This window comes from Enterobacter cloacae complex sp. FDA-CDC-AR_0132 (assembly GCF_003010695.1).
Taxonomy (GTDB): domain Bacteria; phylum Pseudomonadota; class Gammaproteobacteria; order Enterobacterales; family Enterobacteriaceae; genus Enterobacter; species Enterobacter ludwigii.
On the sequence record NZ_CP027618.1, the window covers coordinates 375,633 to 391,216 of the forward strand.

The 15,584-nt window shown below is 59.3% G+C and carries 12 protein-coding genes; 2 read left to right on the forward strand and 10 right to left on the reverse strand.

Annotated elements, in window-relative coordinates:
* The first annotated feature begins 55 nt into the window (after positions 1-55).
* Positions 56-1,273, forward strand: coding sequence for an MFS transporter (locus AM379_RS01780; RefSeq protein ID WP_106503395.1), 1,218 nt, complete (start codon positions 56-58; stop codon positions 1,271-1,273).
* Between the two features lie 41 nt (positions 1,274-1,314).
* Here the strand turns inward: AM379_RS01780 and iolB are convergent, their stop codons facing one another.
* From iolB to AM379_RS01830, 10 genes are all read right to left on the reverse strand, one after another.
* A complete protein-coding gene (iolB, locus tag AM379_RS01785; protein WP_063156696.1) occupies positions 1,315-2,127 on the reverse strand; it encodes a 5-deoxy-glucuronate isomerase in 813 nt (270 codons plus the stop codon).
* Positions 2,128-2,136: 9 nt separating this feature from the next.
* The gene (iolE, locus tag AM379_RS01790) at positions 2,137-3,027 is read right to left on the reverse strand and encodes a myo-inosose-2 dehydratase (protein ID WP_032680496.1); all 891 of its coding nucleotides are present in this window, start codon (positions 3,025-3,027) and stop codon (positions 2,137-2,139) included.
* Between the two features lie 14 nt (positions 3,028-3,041).
* Positions 3,042-4,946, reverse strand: coding sequence for a bifunctional 5-dehydro-2-deoxygluconokinase/5-dehydro-2-deoxyphosphogluconate aldolase (locus AM379_RS01795; RefSeq protein ID WP_106503396.1), 1,905 nt, complete (start codon positions 4,944-4,946; stop codon positions 3,042-3,044).
* Between the two features lie 12 nt (positions 4,947-4,958).
* Positions 4,959-6,092: a Gfo/Idh/MocA family protein gene (locus AM379_RS01800; protein WP_106503397.1), complete on the reverse strand. Its 1,134-nt coding sequence runs from the start codon at positions 6,090-6,092 to the stop codon at positions 4,959-4,961.
* An 8-nt stretch (positions 6,093-6,100) separates the two neighbouring features.
* Positions 6,101-7,129: an ABC transporter permease gene (locus tag AM379_RS01805; protein ID WP_014171147.1), complete on the reverse strand. Its 1,029-nt coding sequence runs from the start codon at positions 7,127-7,129 to the stop codon at positions 6,101-6,103.
* 11 nt (positions 7,130-7,140) lie between these two features.
* A complete protein-coding gene (locus AM379_RS01810) occupies positions 7,141-8,688 on the reverse strand; it encodes a sugar ABC transporter ATP-binding protein (RefSeq protein WP_106503398.1) in 1,548 nt (515 codons plus the stop codon).
* Between the two features lie 54 nt (positions 8,689-8,742).
* A complete protein-coding gene (locus tag AM379_RS01815) occupies positions 8,743-9,672 on the reverse strand; it encodes a sugar ABC transporter substrate-binding protein (RefSeq protein ID WP_020883045.1) in 930 nt (309 codons plus the stop codon).
* Positions 9,673-9,703: 31 nt separating this feature from the next.
* Positions 9,704-10,690, reverse strand: coding sequence for an inositol 2-dehydrogenase (iolG, locus tag AM379_RS01820; protein ID WP_106503399.1), 987 nt, complete (start codon positions 10,688-10,690; stop codon positions 9,704-9,706).
* A 290-nt stretch (positions 10,691-10,980) separates the two neighbouring features.
* Entirely contained in the window at positions 10,981-12,906 is a 1,926-nt protein-coding gene (gene iolD, locus AM379_RS01825; protein WP_106503400.1) for a 3D-(3,5/4)-trihydroxycyclohexane-1,2-dione acylhydrolase (decyclizing), read from the reverse strand.
* Between the two features lie 11 nt (positions 12,907-12,917).
* Positions 12,918-14,423, reverse strand: a complete 1,506-nt coding sequence (locus tag AM379_RS01830) for a CoA-acylating methylmalonate-semialdehyde dehydrogenase (RefSeq protein WP_106503401.1) — start codon at positions 14,421-14,423, stop codon at positions 12,918-12,920.
* 278 nt (positions 14,424-14,701) lie between these two features.
* Between AM379_RS01830 and AM379_RS01835 the strand changes: the two genes are divergently transcribed.
* Entirely contained in the window at positions 14,702-15,532 is an 831-nt protein-coding gene (locus AM379_RS01835) for a MurR/RpiR family transcriptional regulator (protein WP_020883041.1), read from the forward strand.
* The last annotated feature ends 52 nt before the right edge of the window (positions 15,533-15,584 follow it).

Genomic DNA, 15,584 nt, shown 5'->3' on the forward strand with positions numbered 1-15,584 from the left:
TAGCCTTCAACTGGTTTCTTTTTAAAACCACTTTACCCAGGGCGAGGATTTGAACATGTCACACGCGTCACCACTACCGTCAGATCGAAAAACCGGGCACGTCCGCTCAGGCGACATGCCGCGTAGCCTGGTGTGGCTGTTCGCCCTCGCCAGCGGCTTAAGCGTGGCCAACGTCTATTACGCACAGCCGTTGCTTGACGCGTTGTCCAGAGACTTTGGCATCAGCCATGGTGCCATTGGCGGCGTGGTCACCGCCACGCAGATTGGCTGTGCTCTGGCTCTGCTGTTCGTGGTTCCTCTGGGGGATAAAGTGGATCGCCGGCGCCTGATGGCGCTACAGCTTGTCGTACTGGTGGCCGCTCTGGTCGCGGTCGGCATGGCGCAGACGTCAACGATGCTGCTGGCGGGTATGCTCGCCACTGGCTTGGCAGGAACGGCCATGACGCAAGGGCTTATCGCCTATGCCGCCAACGCCGCGTCGCCGCATGAGCAAGGCCGCGTTATTGGTGCGGCACAAGGCGGGGTATTTATGGGCCTGTTAGTGGCCCGCGTCGTCTCCGGAGGCATCAGTGATATCGCGGGCTGGCGTGGCGTGTATCTCTCTGCCGCCGGGCTGATGATCATTATTGCGTTTCCGCTGTGGTGGAGGCTGCCCCGCTTGCCTGCGGTGCCTGAAACGATGAGTTACCCGGGCCTGATTCACTCAATGCTGACCCTGCTGCGGGAAGAAAAAGTCCTGCAGGTGCGCGGCGTACTGGCTTTACTGATGTTCGCTGCGTTCAATATTTTCTGGAGCGCTCTGGTGCTGCCGTTAAGTGACCCACCCTATAACTTATCGCATACCGCCATTGGTGCTTTTGGCCTGGCCGGAATGGCAGGCGCGTTAGCGGCAACCCGGGCCGGAAAGTGGGCCGATCGAGGATATGCCCGGCGCACCAGCGCGGCTGCCCTAGTCTTGTTAATCCTGGCGTGGTGGCCGATTTCACTGATGGATCGTTCGCTCGGCATTTTGCTCATTGGCATCGTGCTGCTCGATTTGGGCGGGCAGGCGCTGCATGTCACCAACCAGAGCCTGATCTTTCGTGCCCGCCCCGAGGCGCATAGCCGGCTGGTCGGGCTTTATATGCTGTTTTATGCTGTCGGCAGCGGTCTGGGCGCGCTGAGCACCACGATGACGTATGCCATCGCGGGCTGGCAGGGCGTCTGCCTGACTGGCGCAGCGGTGAGCCTGGTGGCGCTGGTGTTCTGGTGGGTAACGCGCAAGACAGGATAAGGGTGATAAAAAAAGCCCGCGGGGTGCGGGCTTCTGCAACGTCAACGTGGATAGTCGCGGTTGATCCACGCGTGATCGTCTTCCCAGGTGAACATCCATTTTCGCACCGGACCGGCCATCACGTTGAGATAGTAGCTGTCATAACCAGCCAGCGTCGCCACCGGATGGTACCCCTTCGGCACCATCACCACGTCGCGGTTATAAACGGCCATACACTCATCCAGCGATCTGTCGTCGGTATAGACCCGCTGCATGCAGAACCCCTGCCCGGGGTTGAGGCGATGATAGTAGGTCTCCTCCAGGTAGGTTTCCTGCGGTGGATTATCCGTATCGTGCTTATGGCTCGGGTATGAACTGGTGCAGCCTTCGTGGGTCCAGACCTCAACCACCAGCAGGCTGTCGGCGGGTTGATCTTCCGGCAGAATGTTGTGCACGTAGCGCTGGTTATGGCCTTTGCCGCGCGCCTGCGCGTCGATATCCTGCGGAGCGATAAGCCGTGTCGGGAAGGTCCCTTTGCCGGGTGCGGCACAGACCGCCAGCTCCAGCGTCGTCAGCGCCTTAATCTGCACCGTCTCTTGCGGCGTGACGTAGACCGCCCAGGGCTTTATGCGCTCAAACGGGCTCATCCGCTCGCCGATGTCAGTAAACTGCGCGGTAGGTGTGCTGACAGAGGCCCGTCCGGCCACCAGCACCAGACAGCGCTCTTCGCTGACGGCGGGCAGCGTCAGCGTCTGCCCTTCCTGCAGTTCATACGCTTCAAAGCCAACGTATCCCCAGCCCGCGCGTTCCGGCGTGACGGACTGGGTACGGCCCTCCGCACTCGGCGGTTGCCAGCGTGATAACAGACGTGACATGTCACCTCCTCAGATAAGCCCGGCGTCGCGCGCCAGACGGCTCAGGTTGTTATACCCCAGACGGGCGTAGGTCAGCGGGTGAGCGATAGCAGGATCCTGCTCCGCCTCCACCACCAGCCAGCCGTGATAATCCTGCGCCTTCAGCAGCCGCATGATGGGCGGATAGTCCACGCAGCCGTCACCCGGTACGGTGAAGACCCCACTCAGCACCGCATCAAGGAAGCTGGTTTTGCGGTTTTTGACGTCCGCCAGCACGTCGGCGCGCACGTCTTTGCAGTGAACATGGTTAATGCGCGATGCCCAGCGCTGGGCCACCGCCAGCGGATCAGCCCCGGCAAAGGTCAGATGGCCCGTGTCCAGCAGCAGGCCCACCTCTTCACCGGTATGGGTCATCAGGTTATCGACATCTTCAGCGGACTCAATGACCGTTCCCATATGGTGATGGTAGGCAATCTGCACCCCCTGCTGCTGCGTGTAGCGGGCAAAAGCGGTCAGCTTCTCACCGTACTCTTGCCAGCGCGCGTGCGGGAAGCGCGGGCGAAGATGAACCGGCGTCTGTTGCTCGCCGTGAATACAGCCGCTCACTTCGGCGAATACCAGCACCTTTGCCCCCAGTTCGCGCAGCAGCGTCAGGTGGGACTGCACGGCGGCAATCTCCTCCTCCACGCTACGCTCCAGCAGACGCCCTGAATACCAGCCGGAGACCAGCTGCAGATCGTGGCGCTGCAAAATGGGGCCAAGCAGGCGCGCCTCACGCGGGAATTTATTGCCCAGTTCGAAACCGGCAAAACCGGCCTCTTTCCCTTCGCTCAGACAGGTATCCAGCGGCGTCTCCGCGCCGAGTGAAGGCAGATCGTCGTTCGTCCATGTCAGCGGGTTAATGCCTAATTGCACACTCATTGTCGTCTCCTGAATTATGCGTGTCCGCGCTCGCGCCACCAGGCGATAAGCTGCAGGTAATTGTCCCGGATGCGTGCCACCAGCTGCGCATCGTCAATATCGTGTTTCAGCCATGCACGGGACGCATCGCCAAACAGCGTGCGTCCTACGGCAAAGCCCTTCACCAGCGCATGTCCCGAGGCGGCTTTAAAATCAGCACGAAGCTGCTCAGCCGGGGCGTCCAGCCCGAGGATCACCACGCCACGGCAGTGCGGATCCCGACGTTCAATAATCTCGCTCAGCGCCGTCCAGCCATCGGCAGAGAGCGGCGGCAGTTTCCACCAGTCGGGAGAGATCCCCAGGTTGTAAAAACGCGAGATGGCGCGCAGGTAAAGCTCATCGCTGCGCGGCATGCTCGCAGGCAGGATCACCTCCAGCAGCAGTTCATGACCGGACTGGCAGCAGGCGTGGTAGACCTCTGCGATTTTCTGCTCCTGCTCCAGACGCAGGCCGTGCGCATCTTCCGGATGGAAAAAGACCAGGCATTTCACCACATGTTCCTGCGGCCAGCTGATGAGCTGCGTGCCGATGTTACCGTGCTCCATCTCCAGCGGCCGGGAGCCCGGCAGCTCAATAGGGCGGCCTATCCACCACCCTTCACCGGTAATCGCGTTAAGGGCATCCTGACCAAAAGTACCATCACACAGCAGACCGGCTTTGCCCTCAAGCCCTGCGCTGCTGGCCGCCTCACGGCTGGCCTGCAGAATAAGCTGCTTCAGCGCCGGGATGCGCTTCAGGGATGCTCCGCACTGCAACGCCATATCTTCCAGCTGGCTGCGATGATCGAAGGCCATCACGCACAGCTCCGGCCACTCACGGCGGCGGGTGGTGACGCGATGCAGATGGTTCAGGCGCGCATCAAGATCGGGACGCGGTACCGACGCCGCACGCGACAGGTAGTCGTCCAGCTCAGCCTTGCTCGGCATCGCCGGGGCACAGCCGTGGCGGGAAACCACCAGCGCACCACACGCGTTGGCATAGCGGCAGGCCTGCTCCCAGCCTTCGTCGTTCAGGTAACCGCGCAGCAGGCCGGACATAAACGCGTCGCCCGCACCGAGCACGTTCAGCACCTCAACGCGCACGCCGGTCACCGTCAGCCCCTCATCCAGCCGGGGCGGTATAGCGTCGATATACACCGAACAGCCAAGCGCGCCACGCTTGCAAACCAGCGTGGCGTTACTCACGGCGCGCACGCGACCCAACGCCTGCAGGGTATCGGTACTGCCACCTGCAATGTGGAACTCTTCTTCGGTGCCGACAATGACGTCGAAAAGGTGCAGCACCTCCTGCAGTTCACGGGTCACGTTTTCCGCGGCAATAAAGCGCGTCTCCCCGTCCCCTAACGAGGTCAGCCCCCACAGTACCGGCCGGTAGTCGATATCCAGCACCGTGCGAACACCGTGACGGCGGGCATAGTTAAGCGCCGTCAGCACCGCGTCACGGGTCTGAGGGTGCGAGAGATGGGTCCCGGTGATGGCAAGGCACCGTGCGGAGGCAATGTAGCGTTCGTCCACATCGCTGGCCGTGATGGCCATATCCGCGCAGTTATCGCGATAAAAAATCAGTGGAAAGGTGTCCCGGTCTTTAATGCCGAGGAGCACCAGCGCCGTCAGGCGTTCTTTGTCGGTGATCAGATGGCTGGTATCGCAGCCCACCTGGTGTAATTCTTCTCGCAGGAAGCGTCCCATATGTTCATCACCGACGCGTGCCAGCATCGATGAGCGCAGCCCCTGACGCGCCGTCCCGTAGGCCACGTTGCCGGACGAGCCGCCGAGATATTTCGCGAAGCTCGACACATCCTCAAGACGGGCACCAATTTGCTGACTGTAGAGGTCTACCGCCACGCGGCCCATGCATATCACATCAAACTGCTTTTCCACGTTGATACCTCATCAGACAATGTCGTTCACGTTCAGCCAGCGGCCTTCCTGGTGCGAGAGTGCGATGGCGTCCAGCACCCGCGAAACCTTCCAGCCCTCTTCAAAGTCCGGCCACATCGGCACATCAGCGGCAATACCGTCGACCAGGTCGCGTACTTCCACCGTTTTTTGATCGTTAAAGCCGATACCATGACCCGCCCCCATGCAAAACGCGCCATAGTCCGGATGTGACGGACCCACAAGCAGCGTGCGGAATCCCTGGCGGTTTACCGGGTCGTCATGCAGATAGAGCTTCAGTTCCGCCATCCGCTCCTGGGTAAAACTGATGGCCCCTTTGGTGCCGGTTATCACATACGACAGTCCCATCTTGCGCCCGCAGGCGACGCGGGACGTTTCAATCACCCCTTGTGCTCCGCCGGCGAAACGGACCATCGCGTGCGCCTGATCTTCGTTTTCAACCGCAACGTTTTGCGACGAACCGGCCTGCGCCGGGCGTTCAGGCACAACAATTTTTAAATCACCGCAGACCTGCTGAATGTCCCCGACCAGATACTGCGCCATGTTGACGATATGCGCCGCCAGGTCCCCCAGTGCACCCAACCCGGCGGTCTCTTTAAAACAGTGCCAGTGAATGGGAGAAAGCGGGTCGGCCATATAATCTTCGTTGTGGGTACCGTAGAAGTGGATCACCTCGCCAATCTCGCCGCGGGCGATGATCTCTTTCGCCAGCTGTGCCGTCGGGTTTTTCATGTAGTTAAAACCCACCAGCGTTTTCACCCCTGCCCGCTTCGCGGCGTCCACCATTTCACGTGCGTCATGGGCATTCAGCGCCAGCGGCTTTTCCGAGTAGACATGCTTACCGTGGCGAATGGCCTCCAGCGCCATCTCTTTATGCAGATGGTTGGGCGAGCATATATCCACGACATCAATCGCCGGGTCAGCCACCAGTGCCCGCCAGTCGCTGGTTGAGCGGTTGAAGCCAAAGGCCTGCGCCCGCTCTGCTGCCAGCGCGGGCGTCACTTCCGCCACCATCTCGCGCACCAGTTTGCCGCGCAGGGTAAATACCGTCGGCGCCTGGGCATAGGCGATGGCATGTGCCTTGCCGATATACCCGGTGCCAATCAATCCAATACGAACCTCTTTCATCCTGATCCTCACAATGCGCCGCGACGGCTCTTGGCATAGGTGTCGAATGCCACCGCCAGAACGATAATTAATCCGGTGATTATTTGCTGGTAATAGGCCGAGACGTTCATCAGCACCAGACCGTTAATCAGGATCCCCATAATGATGGAACCGATGATGGTGCCGCCGATGCGTCCATAGCCGCCCATCAGCGAAGTGCCGCCGATGACCACCGAGGCGATAACGCGCAGTTCAAAGGAGATCCCGGCGACCGCTTCCGCACTGCCAAGACGAGCGCTGAGAATGAAGCCCGCCAGTCCCGCCAGACAGCCAATCAGCACATAGACACTCACCAGCACGCGCTTCACGTTGACCCCCGCCAGGCGCGCTGCCTCCGGGTTACCGCCGATGGCATAGACGAAGCGTCCCCAGCGGGTTTTATGCAGCGCCAGGTACCCGCCAAGCGCCACGATGGCGAAAATCCAGATTGGAATGGAGATGCCAAGCAGCTCCCCGCGTCCCCACCAGCGGTAACCCGGGTCGAAACCTGCAATGGGCGCGCCGTCGTTAATCACCAGCGTCAGACCACGCCAGATGGTCATCCCGCCGAGCGTGACGATAAACGGCGGCAGGCGCAGGCGGGTTACGCCCAGGCCGTGCAGGAAGCCAATCGCCGTGCCCATCGCCAGACAAATCCCCAGCCCAATCAGCCAGCTCATGCCGCCCCAGGCGTTCGGATCAACGGTGGTGAAGTTGTCGCCCTTAATCACGTATGCAGCGGTCATGGCGCAGACCGCCAGGATGGAGCCGACAGAAAGATCGATACCGGCAGTCAAAATGACGAAGGTCATCCCCACGGCCATGATCCCGTAGATGGACACCTCGGTCAGGATGTTGAAAATATTGCGTTCAGAGAAAAAATTGCTGTTCTGCGACTGAAAGAAAATCAGCAGCAGGATCATGAAAATCAGTACCCCGAAGCGCTCGAAGAAGGCGATGGGATCGAGGCGTCCGCTGCGTTTCACCGGAACCTGCGTTTTAGAAATCATCTGCGTCATGGAAAACTCCGTTATGCCGCGTTGAGGGCGTTGTGGTTGATGGCCATCATCGTCATCAGCCGCTCTTCGTTAGCGTCGTCGCCGTGGATCTCACCGGTCACCCGGCCTTCACTGAGCGTGATGATCCGATCGGATACCGCCATCACTTCAGGCAGATCGGAGGAGATCACGATCACCGCCACGCCCTGTTTGGCCATATCAAACAGCACCTGGTGCACTTCCGACTTGGTGCCCACGTCGATACCGCGCGTCGGCTCATCGACAATCAGCACCCGAGGGTTCAGCGCCATGCAGCGCGCCAGGATAACTTTCTGCTGGTTACCGCCGGAGAGCTTGCGTACCTCCTGCGCGCTGTTGACCATTTTGATCTGCAGCGCCTTGCGGTAGGACTCAATCAGATCGTCCTCTTTGCGGGTATTCACAAACCAGCGCCACTGCATCAGAGAAGAGAGACTGGAGAGCGACAGGTTGTCGCGAATCGATAACCCCAGCACCGCCCCCTCTTTCTTGCGATCTTCCGGGACCAGCGCGATGCCCTGCTCAAGGGCGTACATCGGGTCGCGCGGTTGATACGGGGCGCCGTCCAGTTCAAAGCTGCCCGAGGTAAAGGCATCCGCCCCGAACAGGCAGCGCGCCACTTCGGTGCGCCCTGCTCCCACCAGGCCGGCAATGCCCAGTACTTCTCCGGCGTGGACATGGAAGCTGATGTCATGCAGGGCAATGCCGTGCGGATCCAGCGGCGGTTTTTCGCGGCTTAGCCCTTTTACTGCCAGACGGACCGGCTTGTTTTCATGATGGGTTTCGCTGGCGGGACGACGATTAAAGGCCACGTCACGCCCCACCATCAGACGGATCAGCTGCTCGACATTGGTTTGCGCCACGGCGCCACTGCCGGTGAAACGGCCGTCCTGGAAAACGGTAAAGCGATCGCAAAGCTGGAAAACTTCGTGCAGTCGGTGGGTAACGTAAATAATGCTAACCCCCCGGTTTTTCAGCTCGCGCACCACGCGGTGCAGGCTTTCCACCTCGCTGTCGCTCAGCGCCGCGGAGGGTTCATCCATGATGATCAGCCTGGCGTTCAGCGTCAGCGCCCGGGCAATCTCGACCATCTGCTGCTGGGCTACGCTCAGACGGGCAACAGGCGTGGTTGGCGCAACGTTCAGCTGCAGATAATCGAGGATCACCTGCGCCTCCTGGCTCACCGCTTTTTCGTCGACAATCAGGTTACGTTTACGCGGCTCACGCCCGAGAAACATGTTTTCCGCGACGGTCATATTGGGCAGCAGGTTAAATTCCTGATAGATAGTGATAATGCCCTTGTTCTGCCGCTCAACCGGTGAATCGTCCACCGGCAGCGTGTCGCCGTTGAACCAGATATCCCCGCGCGTTTGCGGCTGTGCGCCCGCCAGGGCTTTCAGCAGCGTGGATTTCCCCGCTCCGTTCTCACCCAGCAGCGCGTGGATCTCCCCGGCACCGACGGTGAGCTGTGCGCTGCTCAGCGCCCAGACACCAGAAAAGCTTTTTGCCAGGTCGGTCACTTTCAGTAAGGGTTGCGACATCGGTCTGCTCCTCCTTAATAGTGAGCCGCCACCTGTGCGGCGGCTCCGGATAAATCAGTTACCGGCCTCACTGATGCGCTCAGCCTGCTGCAGATTTTCTTTGGTGATAAGCGTTGGCGGGTAGTCCGCGCCGGTGATGGCTTTCTTCTCACGCACGTTGGCCACCAGCTGGCTCATCGCCGTTTGTACCGCGAAGCCCGGGCGTTGATCCGCCGTGACCGCCAGCCAGCCGTCGCGCACGCGCGCCAGCGCCTCAGGGACCGCGTCAAATCCGGTCACCAGAATTTCACCTGGCTTCACGCCCTGGCCCTGCAGCGCTTCAATTGCGCCCAGTGCCATGTCGTCATTGGCGGAGAGGATCACCTGTGGGCGTTTCGGCAGTGACGGCAGAACGCTTTCCACAATGCGCATCCCTTCAGAGCGCATCCAGTTGCCGGTCTGATCGGCAACGATCTTGTACTTGTCCCCGCCCGCCTTCAGGCTGTCGCGGATCCCTTTGGTACGTTCAATGTTGGAGGAGGAACCTGGCTGGCCGGTGAGCAGAATAATGTCTGCCCCGTTGGGGAATTTGCTTTTTACGAAGTCGCCAATCGCCTGACCGCCTTTGTAGTTGTTGGCACCAAAATGCGGCACCTTCTTCTGGCTGTCGACGGAGCGGTCAAGCGTCACAACGGGCAGATTCGCATCCTGAATTTCATCCACCGCGCTGGAGACGGCATTGACGTCATTCGGGGAGACGATGAACCCCTGCGCACCACGGGTGATGGCGTTTTCCAGGTCAGCGACCTGTTTCGGCGAGCTGCCCTGCCCGTCCAGTACCTGAAGCTTTACGCCCATCTCTTTTGCGGCTTTTACCGCGGTACGCTGCATGTGAACTTCAAACGGCATCGCCAGGTTTGGTGTACTGAAAACAATTTGCTCGTTTTCGGCCATTGCTGCCCCGGCGGTCATGGCGATGAGGGCGGCTAAGATCAGTTTTTTCATTATTATGTCTCTCTGTGTAGGGTTGTTGTGTTTAGAGGACGATCTCACGCTGGCTACGCAGGGATTCCAGCGCTTTATCCGCCAGGTACAGCGCACGTTCACCATCATTGCCGCTACAGTCAGGCGTCGCTTCGCCGCGCAGCACCGCAACAAAGTGTTCCCATTCCGCGGCGTAAGCGGATTTGTAGCGCTGCAGGAAGAAGTGTTCCGGCAGCGCGCCGGTGCAGCCCTGTTTGCCGTAGTGCTGCACCTGATTTTCAAGAATATTGCCCGCACACAGCAGGCCTTCTGAGCCGTGCAGTTCCAGACGCTGGTCGTAGCCGTAAGAAGAGCGGCGGCTGTTGACGATGGTCGCCATCGCGCCGGAGGCATACTTCAGTACGATAAACGCGGTATCGATATCCCCCGCCTCGCCAATCGCCGGATCCACCAGATTGCTGCCCTGGGCATACACCGACACCGGCTCTTCGCCCATGATGAAGCGCGCCATATCAAAATCGTGAATGGTCATGTCGCGGAACATACCGCCGGAAACGCGCACATATTGCGCCGGTGGCGGGGACGGGTCGCGGGAGATAATCAGCAGCGATTCGGGCTTACCGATCCGCCCGGCCTGCACCTCGGTTTTGACCCGGCGAAACTGCGGGTCAAAGCGGCGGTTAAAACCGATAAACAGCGGTACGTTGTACTCGTTAACCACTTTCAGGCAGTCGCGCACGCGGGCAAGATCCAGGTGTACCGGCTTTTCACAGAAGATCGCTTTGCCGTGGCGGGCGGCCATCTCAATCAGATCCGCGTGGGTGTCCGTCGCAGACGCGATCAGCACGGCATGAACGTTTGGGTCGCTCATCGCGTCCTCCAGGCTCTGCAGACGAGCCTGATATTGCGTGGCGAGGCGGGTGGCAAATTCCTGATTCGGGTCGACCACAGACCAGAGCGTGGTCTCACTGTGGCTGGCGATGTTAGCTGCATGTACCTGGCCAATTCGGCCAGCGCCCAGTAAAGCAATGTTAAACATAACGGCTCCCGGTGTTGGTGAATGCTGTGAACTAACGACCCCTTAAATAAAACATTTATTTCATTTTTATAAATAGTGAAAATTATATTTTTGAGTGCGGGTTAACACTTTTGAGATGATTGAGATAAATTTTGTTATCAATATCACAACATTGCAGCCGCTCCGTGATGCACTTGCCACAGGAACGCAGGAGACAAAATGGCGACAGGTGTGCCCTCTCCCGTGGCGGGAGAGGGTGAGAATGAAGGCAGTGAAAAATGAAATGAAAATTTCGTTATGGCGGGAAATACTTAATACTGGCGTGCTTTTTTCAGCTGCGCCTGGGTTTGCTCGGCGGCTTTGCGCACCGCAGACGATCCCGCGACCTGCGCATCACTGGTTCGCCACCATGACGCGTAATCATGGGTCATGGTTTTTGGCAGCACTTTGATATCCAGCAGCGTTGGGCCAGGATGCGCCCGCGACGCCTCCAGCGCCGCCAGCAGACTCTGCTCGTCGTGGACCCGCCACGCGCGGCAGCCATAGCTTTCCGCGTTCTGGGCGAAATCGACTTTTACCAGCGGCCCGTCAAGCCGGCCTGAATCTGGATTTCGATGACGGTTTTCCGTACCGAAGCTCCCCATCCCGTGCCCCATCTGCAGGTTATTAATGCAGCCGAAGCTGGCATTATCAAACAGCAAAACGGTGACGTTGATCCCCTCCTGCACCGCGGTTTGTAGCTCGGAGTGCAGCATCATGTAGGAGCCATCCCCCACCATGGCGTAAACCGGCTGATGCGGGCTGGCAAGCTTCGCGCCTATCGCCGCCGCAATCTCATACCCCATGCAGGAGTAGCCGTACTCCAGGTGATAACTGTCCGGCGTCTTCACCTGCCAGAGGCGCTGTAAATCTCCGGGCAGCGATCCGGCTGCGCCCACAACGATGGCGTTATCTTCGATATGTTGATTGATAAGCCCCAGCACCCGCGTCTGGGTCAGACGGGTGTTGAGCGCCTCACCGTATTCCGCCAGCTGCGCATCAAGGTGCCCTGCCACTTCAGGCGCATCGTCGGGATGCCACTGACGGCCCCATAAGCGCTGGCACTCCGCATGCCAGGCAGATTTCGCCTGAGCAATCTCCTCTCCCCAGTGGCTTCGGTACGCCGGGAGCGCCTGCGTTAAAGCGTGTAGCCCGGTTTGCGCATCGGCAATCAGCGCCGTGGCATCCAGTTTCACGGCATCAAACTCGGCGACGTTTAAAAGCAGGAACTCGACGTCCGGATGGGAAAAGAGCGCTTTGGAGCCGGTGGTAAAGTCCGTCAGGCGCGTGCCGATGCCAATCACCAAATCCGCCCTGGGTGCAAGCTGGTTAGCGGCCATTCCGCCCGTCACACCGATCCCTCCCAGATTAAGGGGGTGATCGCTTACCAGCGCCCCCTTTCCGGCCTGGGTTTCGGCAAACGGCAGTTGCAGCGTCTCGACAAATTCCCGAAATGCCTCATGCGCGCCGGAATAACGCACGCCCCCGCCACACACCACCAGCGGACGGCGTTTACGGGCAATCAACGCCTGTGCCTGGGCCAGACGCTGGGGATCAGGCGGACGGCGTTCAATGTGATGCACGCGACGCGCAAAGAAGCTCAGGGGATAATCCCAGGCTTCGCCCTGTACGTCCTGCGGCAGGCAAATGGTCACAGCCCCCGTCGCTGCGGGGTCAGTAAGCGTTCGCATCGCATTTAACATCGCGCTCATTAACTGTTCCGGACGGTTAATGCGGTCCCAGTAGCGTGAAACGGGACGGAAGCAGTCGTTGGTGCTGATACTGAGATCGTGGTACTGCTCGATTTGCTGCAAAACCGGATCGGGCTGGCGGCTGGCATAGATATCCCCCGGTAACAGCAGTAGCGGAATGCGGTTCGCGGTGGCGGTCGCCGCGGCCGTCACCATATTCGCCGCGCCGGGCCCGACGGATGAGGTGACGGCAAAAATGCGCCGACGGCGATGCTGTTTGGCGAATCCGGTCGCCATATGGGCGATGCCCTGTTCGTTACACCCCTGCATCACCTGCAGGTGGCCAGGATCCTGCTCCAGTGCCTGGCCGATACCCAGCACGTTGCCGTGACCAAAAATGGTCGCCACGCCCTCCACGAAGGGCGTTTCTTGTCCATCAATGGAGACATATTGTTGATTAAGGAATCTGACCAGGGCCTGAGCCATGGTCATACGTTCGGTTTGCATAAAACCTCCTGTCAGCCCAGCGTCGGCATGGAGAACGCAGCGCCAGTCTCCTGCTGCATTTCCGGCCAGCGTGCGGTGATGGTTTTCATTCGGGTGTAGAAACGCACGCCGTCGTTGCCGTGCACATTCAGCGCACCAAAGATCGAACGCTTCCAGCCACCAAAACTGTGGAACGCCATCGGCACCGGAATCGGCACGTTCACCCCAACCATCCCCGCCTGCACCTCTTCGCAGAAGCGGCGCGCGCAGCCACCGTCACGGGTAAATATTGCCGAGCCATTACCATATTCATGCCGGTTAATCAGGTCCACCGCGCTGCTGTAATCTGCAACACGCACCACAGAAAGTACCGGCCCGAAAATCTCTTCTTTATAAATGGTCATCTCCGGCGTGACGTTATCGAACAGCGTTGGTCCGACAAAATAGCCCTGCTCGTGGCCTTTCACGCTGAACCCACGGCCATCCACGCGCAGGCGGGCTCCCTGGGTTTCCCCGCTGCCGATATAGCCCAGCACTTTGTTACGGTGTGCCGAGGAGATAAGCGGCCCCATTTCGTTCTCTGGCGTCTGGTCCAGACCCGGTCCGACGCGCAGCGCGGCAATCTGTTTTTCCAGCCGGGAACAGAGTTCATCAGCGGTGTTATCCCCCACCGCCAGCACCACCGACAGCGCCATGCAACGTTCTCCCGCCGCGCCGAAGGCAGCGCCCATAATCGCGTTCGTCGCCATATCCATATCGGCATCCGGCATTAAGATGCAGTGGTTTTTTGCCCCGCCCAGCGCCTGACAGCGTTTACCGTGGGCGGAGGCGGTCTCGTAAATGTATTGGGCGATCGGCGTTGAACCGACAAAGCTCACAGCCTGCACGCGTGGGTCAGTCAGCAGCACGTCAACCGACTCTTTATCGCCCTGCACCACGTTAAACACGCCGTCAGGCAGGCCGGCGTCTTTCAGCAGTTTTGCCAGCGCGAGCGCCAGAGAGGGATCTTTTTCCGACGGTTTCAGCACGAACGTGTTGCCGGTGGCCAGCGCAATCGGGAACATCCACATCGGCACCATTGCCGGGAAATTAAACGGCGTGATCCCGGCACATACGCCGAGCGGCTGCATCAACGAGTGGCTGTCGACACCGGTGCCGACATTAGCGGAGTGCTCACCTTTTTGCAGATGCGGGATGCCACAGGCAAACTCCACCACTTCCAGGCCGCGGGTCAGCTCGCCCACCGCGTCGGAGAAGACTTTGCCATGCTCTTCGCTGATGATGCGGGCCAGGCGCTCCATGTTCTCTTCCAGCACCGCTTTGAAGCGGAACATCACGCGTGCGCGTTTAAGTGGAGAATGACGCGCCCAGCCAGGAAATGCCTGCTGTGCTGCGGCAATCGCCTGTTCGGTTTCCTGTGCCGTACTCATCACCACCTGGCGGATCTGCTCTCCGGTGGCCGGGTTGAAGATTGCCTGAACGCGCTGGCCTGAACCGGTGACACACTCGCCGTGAATAAAATTCGCTACCGTCTCCATCCTTAACCTCTCGCTGTTGATACGTGACTGTTACCTGAACACTATATATGAAACAAATATTCCATTTTAAGTTGAAATAAAATAAATGATAATTATTGTGATCAAGGATGGATTTTTATGTTAACAGCCACCATCACTGGTGCAGCCTGCGCTATTAAGGCATTTCAGGCGTTGAAATGCGTGAAGCTTCTGTTTCATTTTTGAGGCCAGATGGACGGCCGGCATTTAAAAGACGCGGTTTTGCGTTTAGAATCATAAAACTATGCATAGGGGGTAAAATGACCACAGCAACCAGCCTGAATGAGCTGCAGCAGCAAATCCGCGATCGCTACGATAGCCTGAGCAAGAGGCTGCAGCAGGTCTCCCGCTATGTGCTGGATAATACCAACAGCGTGGCCTTTGATACGGTCGCCGTCATTGCCGAGCGTGCCGATGTGCCGCCGTCAACGCTGATCCGTTTTGCCAATGCTTTTGACTTCACCGGCTTCAACGAGATGAAACAGCTGTTTCGCATGAACCTGGTGGAAGAGACCGCCAGCTACAGTGACCGCGCCCGGCTGTTTCGCGAAATGGAAAGTCAGGCCGTGCCGGAAACCCCGCTCGATATTCTGCAGGAGTTCGCCCGTTCAAATGCGCAGGCCCTCCAGCAGCTGGCCGCCCGCGCCGAGCCGGAGATGCTGGAACGCGCCGTACAACTGCTGGCCGACGCCGACACAATCTATATCGCCGGGTTACGCCGCTCGTTTAGCGTCGCCGCCTATCTGACCTACGCCCTGAGCCACCTGGAGTGCCGCCCTATTCTGCTCGACGGAATGGGGGGGATGCTGCGTGAGCAGATCAACCGCATCAAGGCGCAGGACATCGTGGTATCGATCAGCTTCTCGCCGTATGCGGAAGAGACGGTGATGGTCAGCGAAACCGCCGCCAGCGTCGGCGCGCGGCAGATTGTGATCACCGACAGCCAGATAAGCCCGCTGGCCACCTTCAGCGATCTCTGTTTTGTGGTGAAAGAGGCGCAGGTAGATGCGTTTCGCTCGCAGTCGGCGACGCTGTGCCTCGTGCAGTCGCTGGTGGTAGCGCTGGCATATCGGCTGGGCAGTGGGAAGTAACGGAGAATAAAAAAACCCCCTGCGCAAGCAGAGGGTTTGGGGTGATATCAGG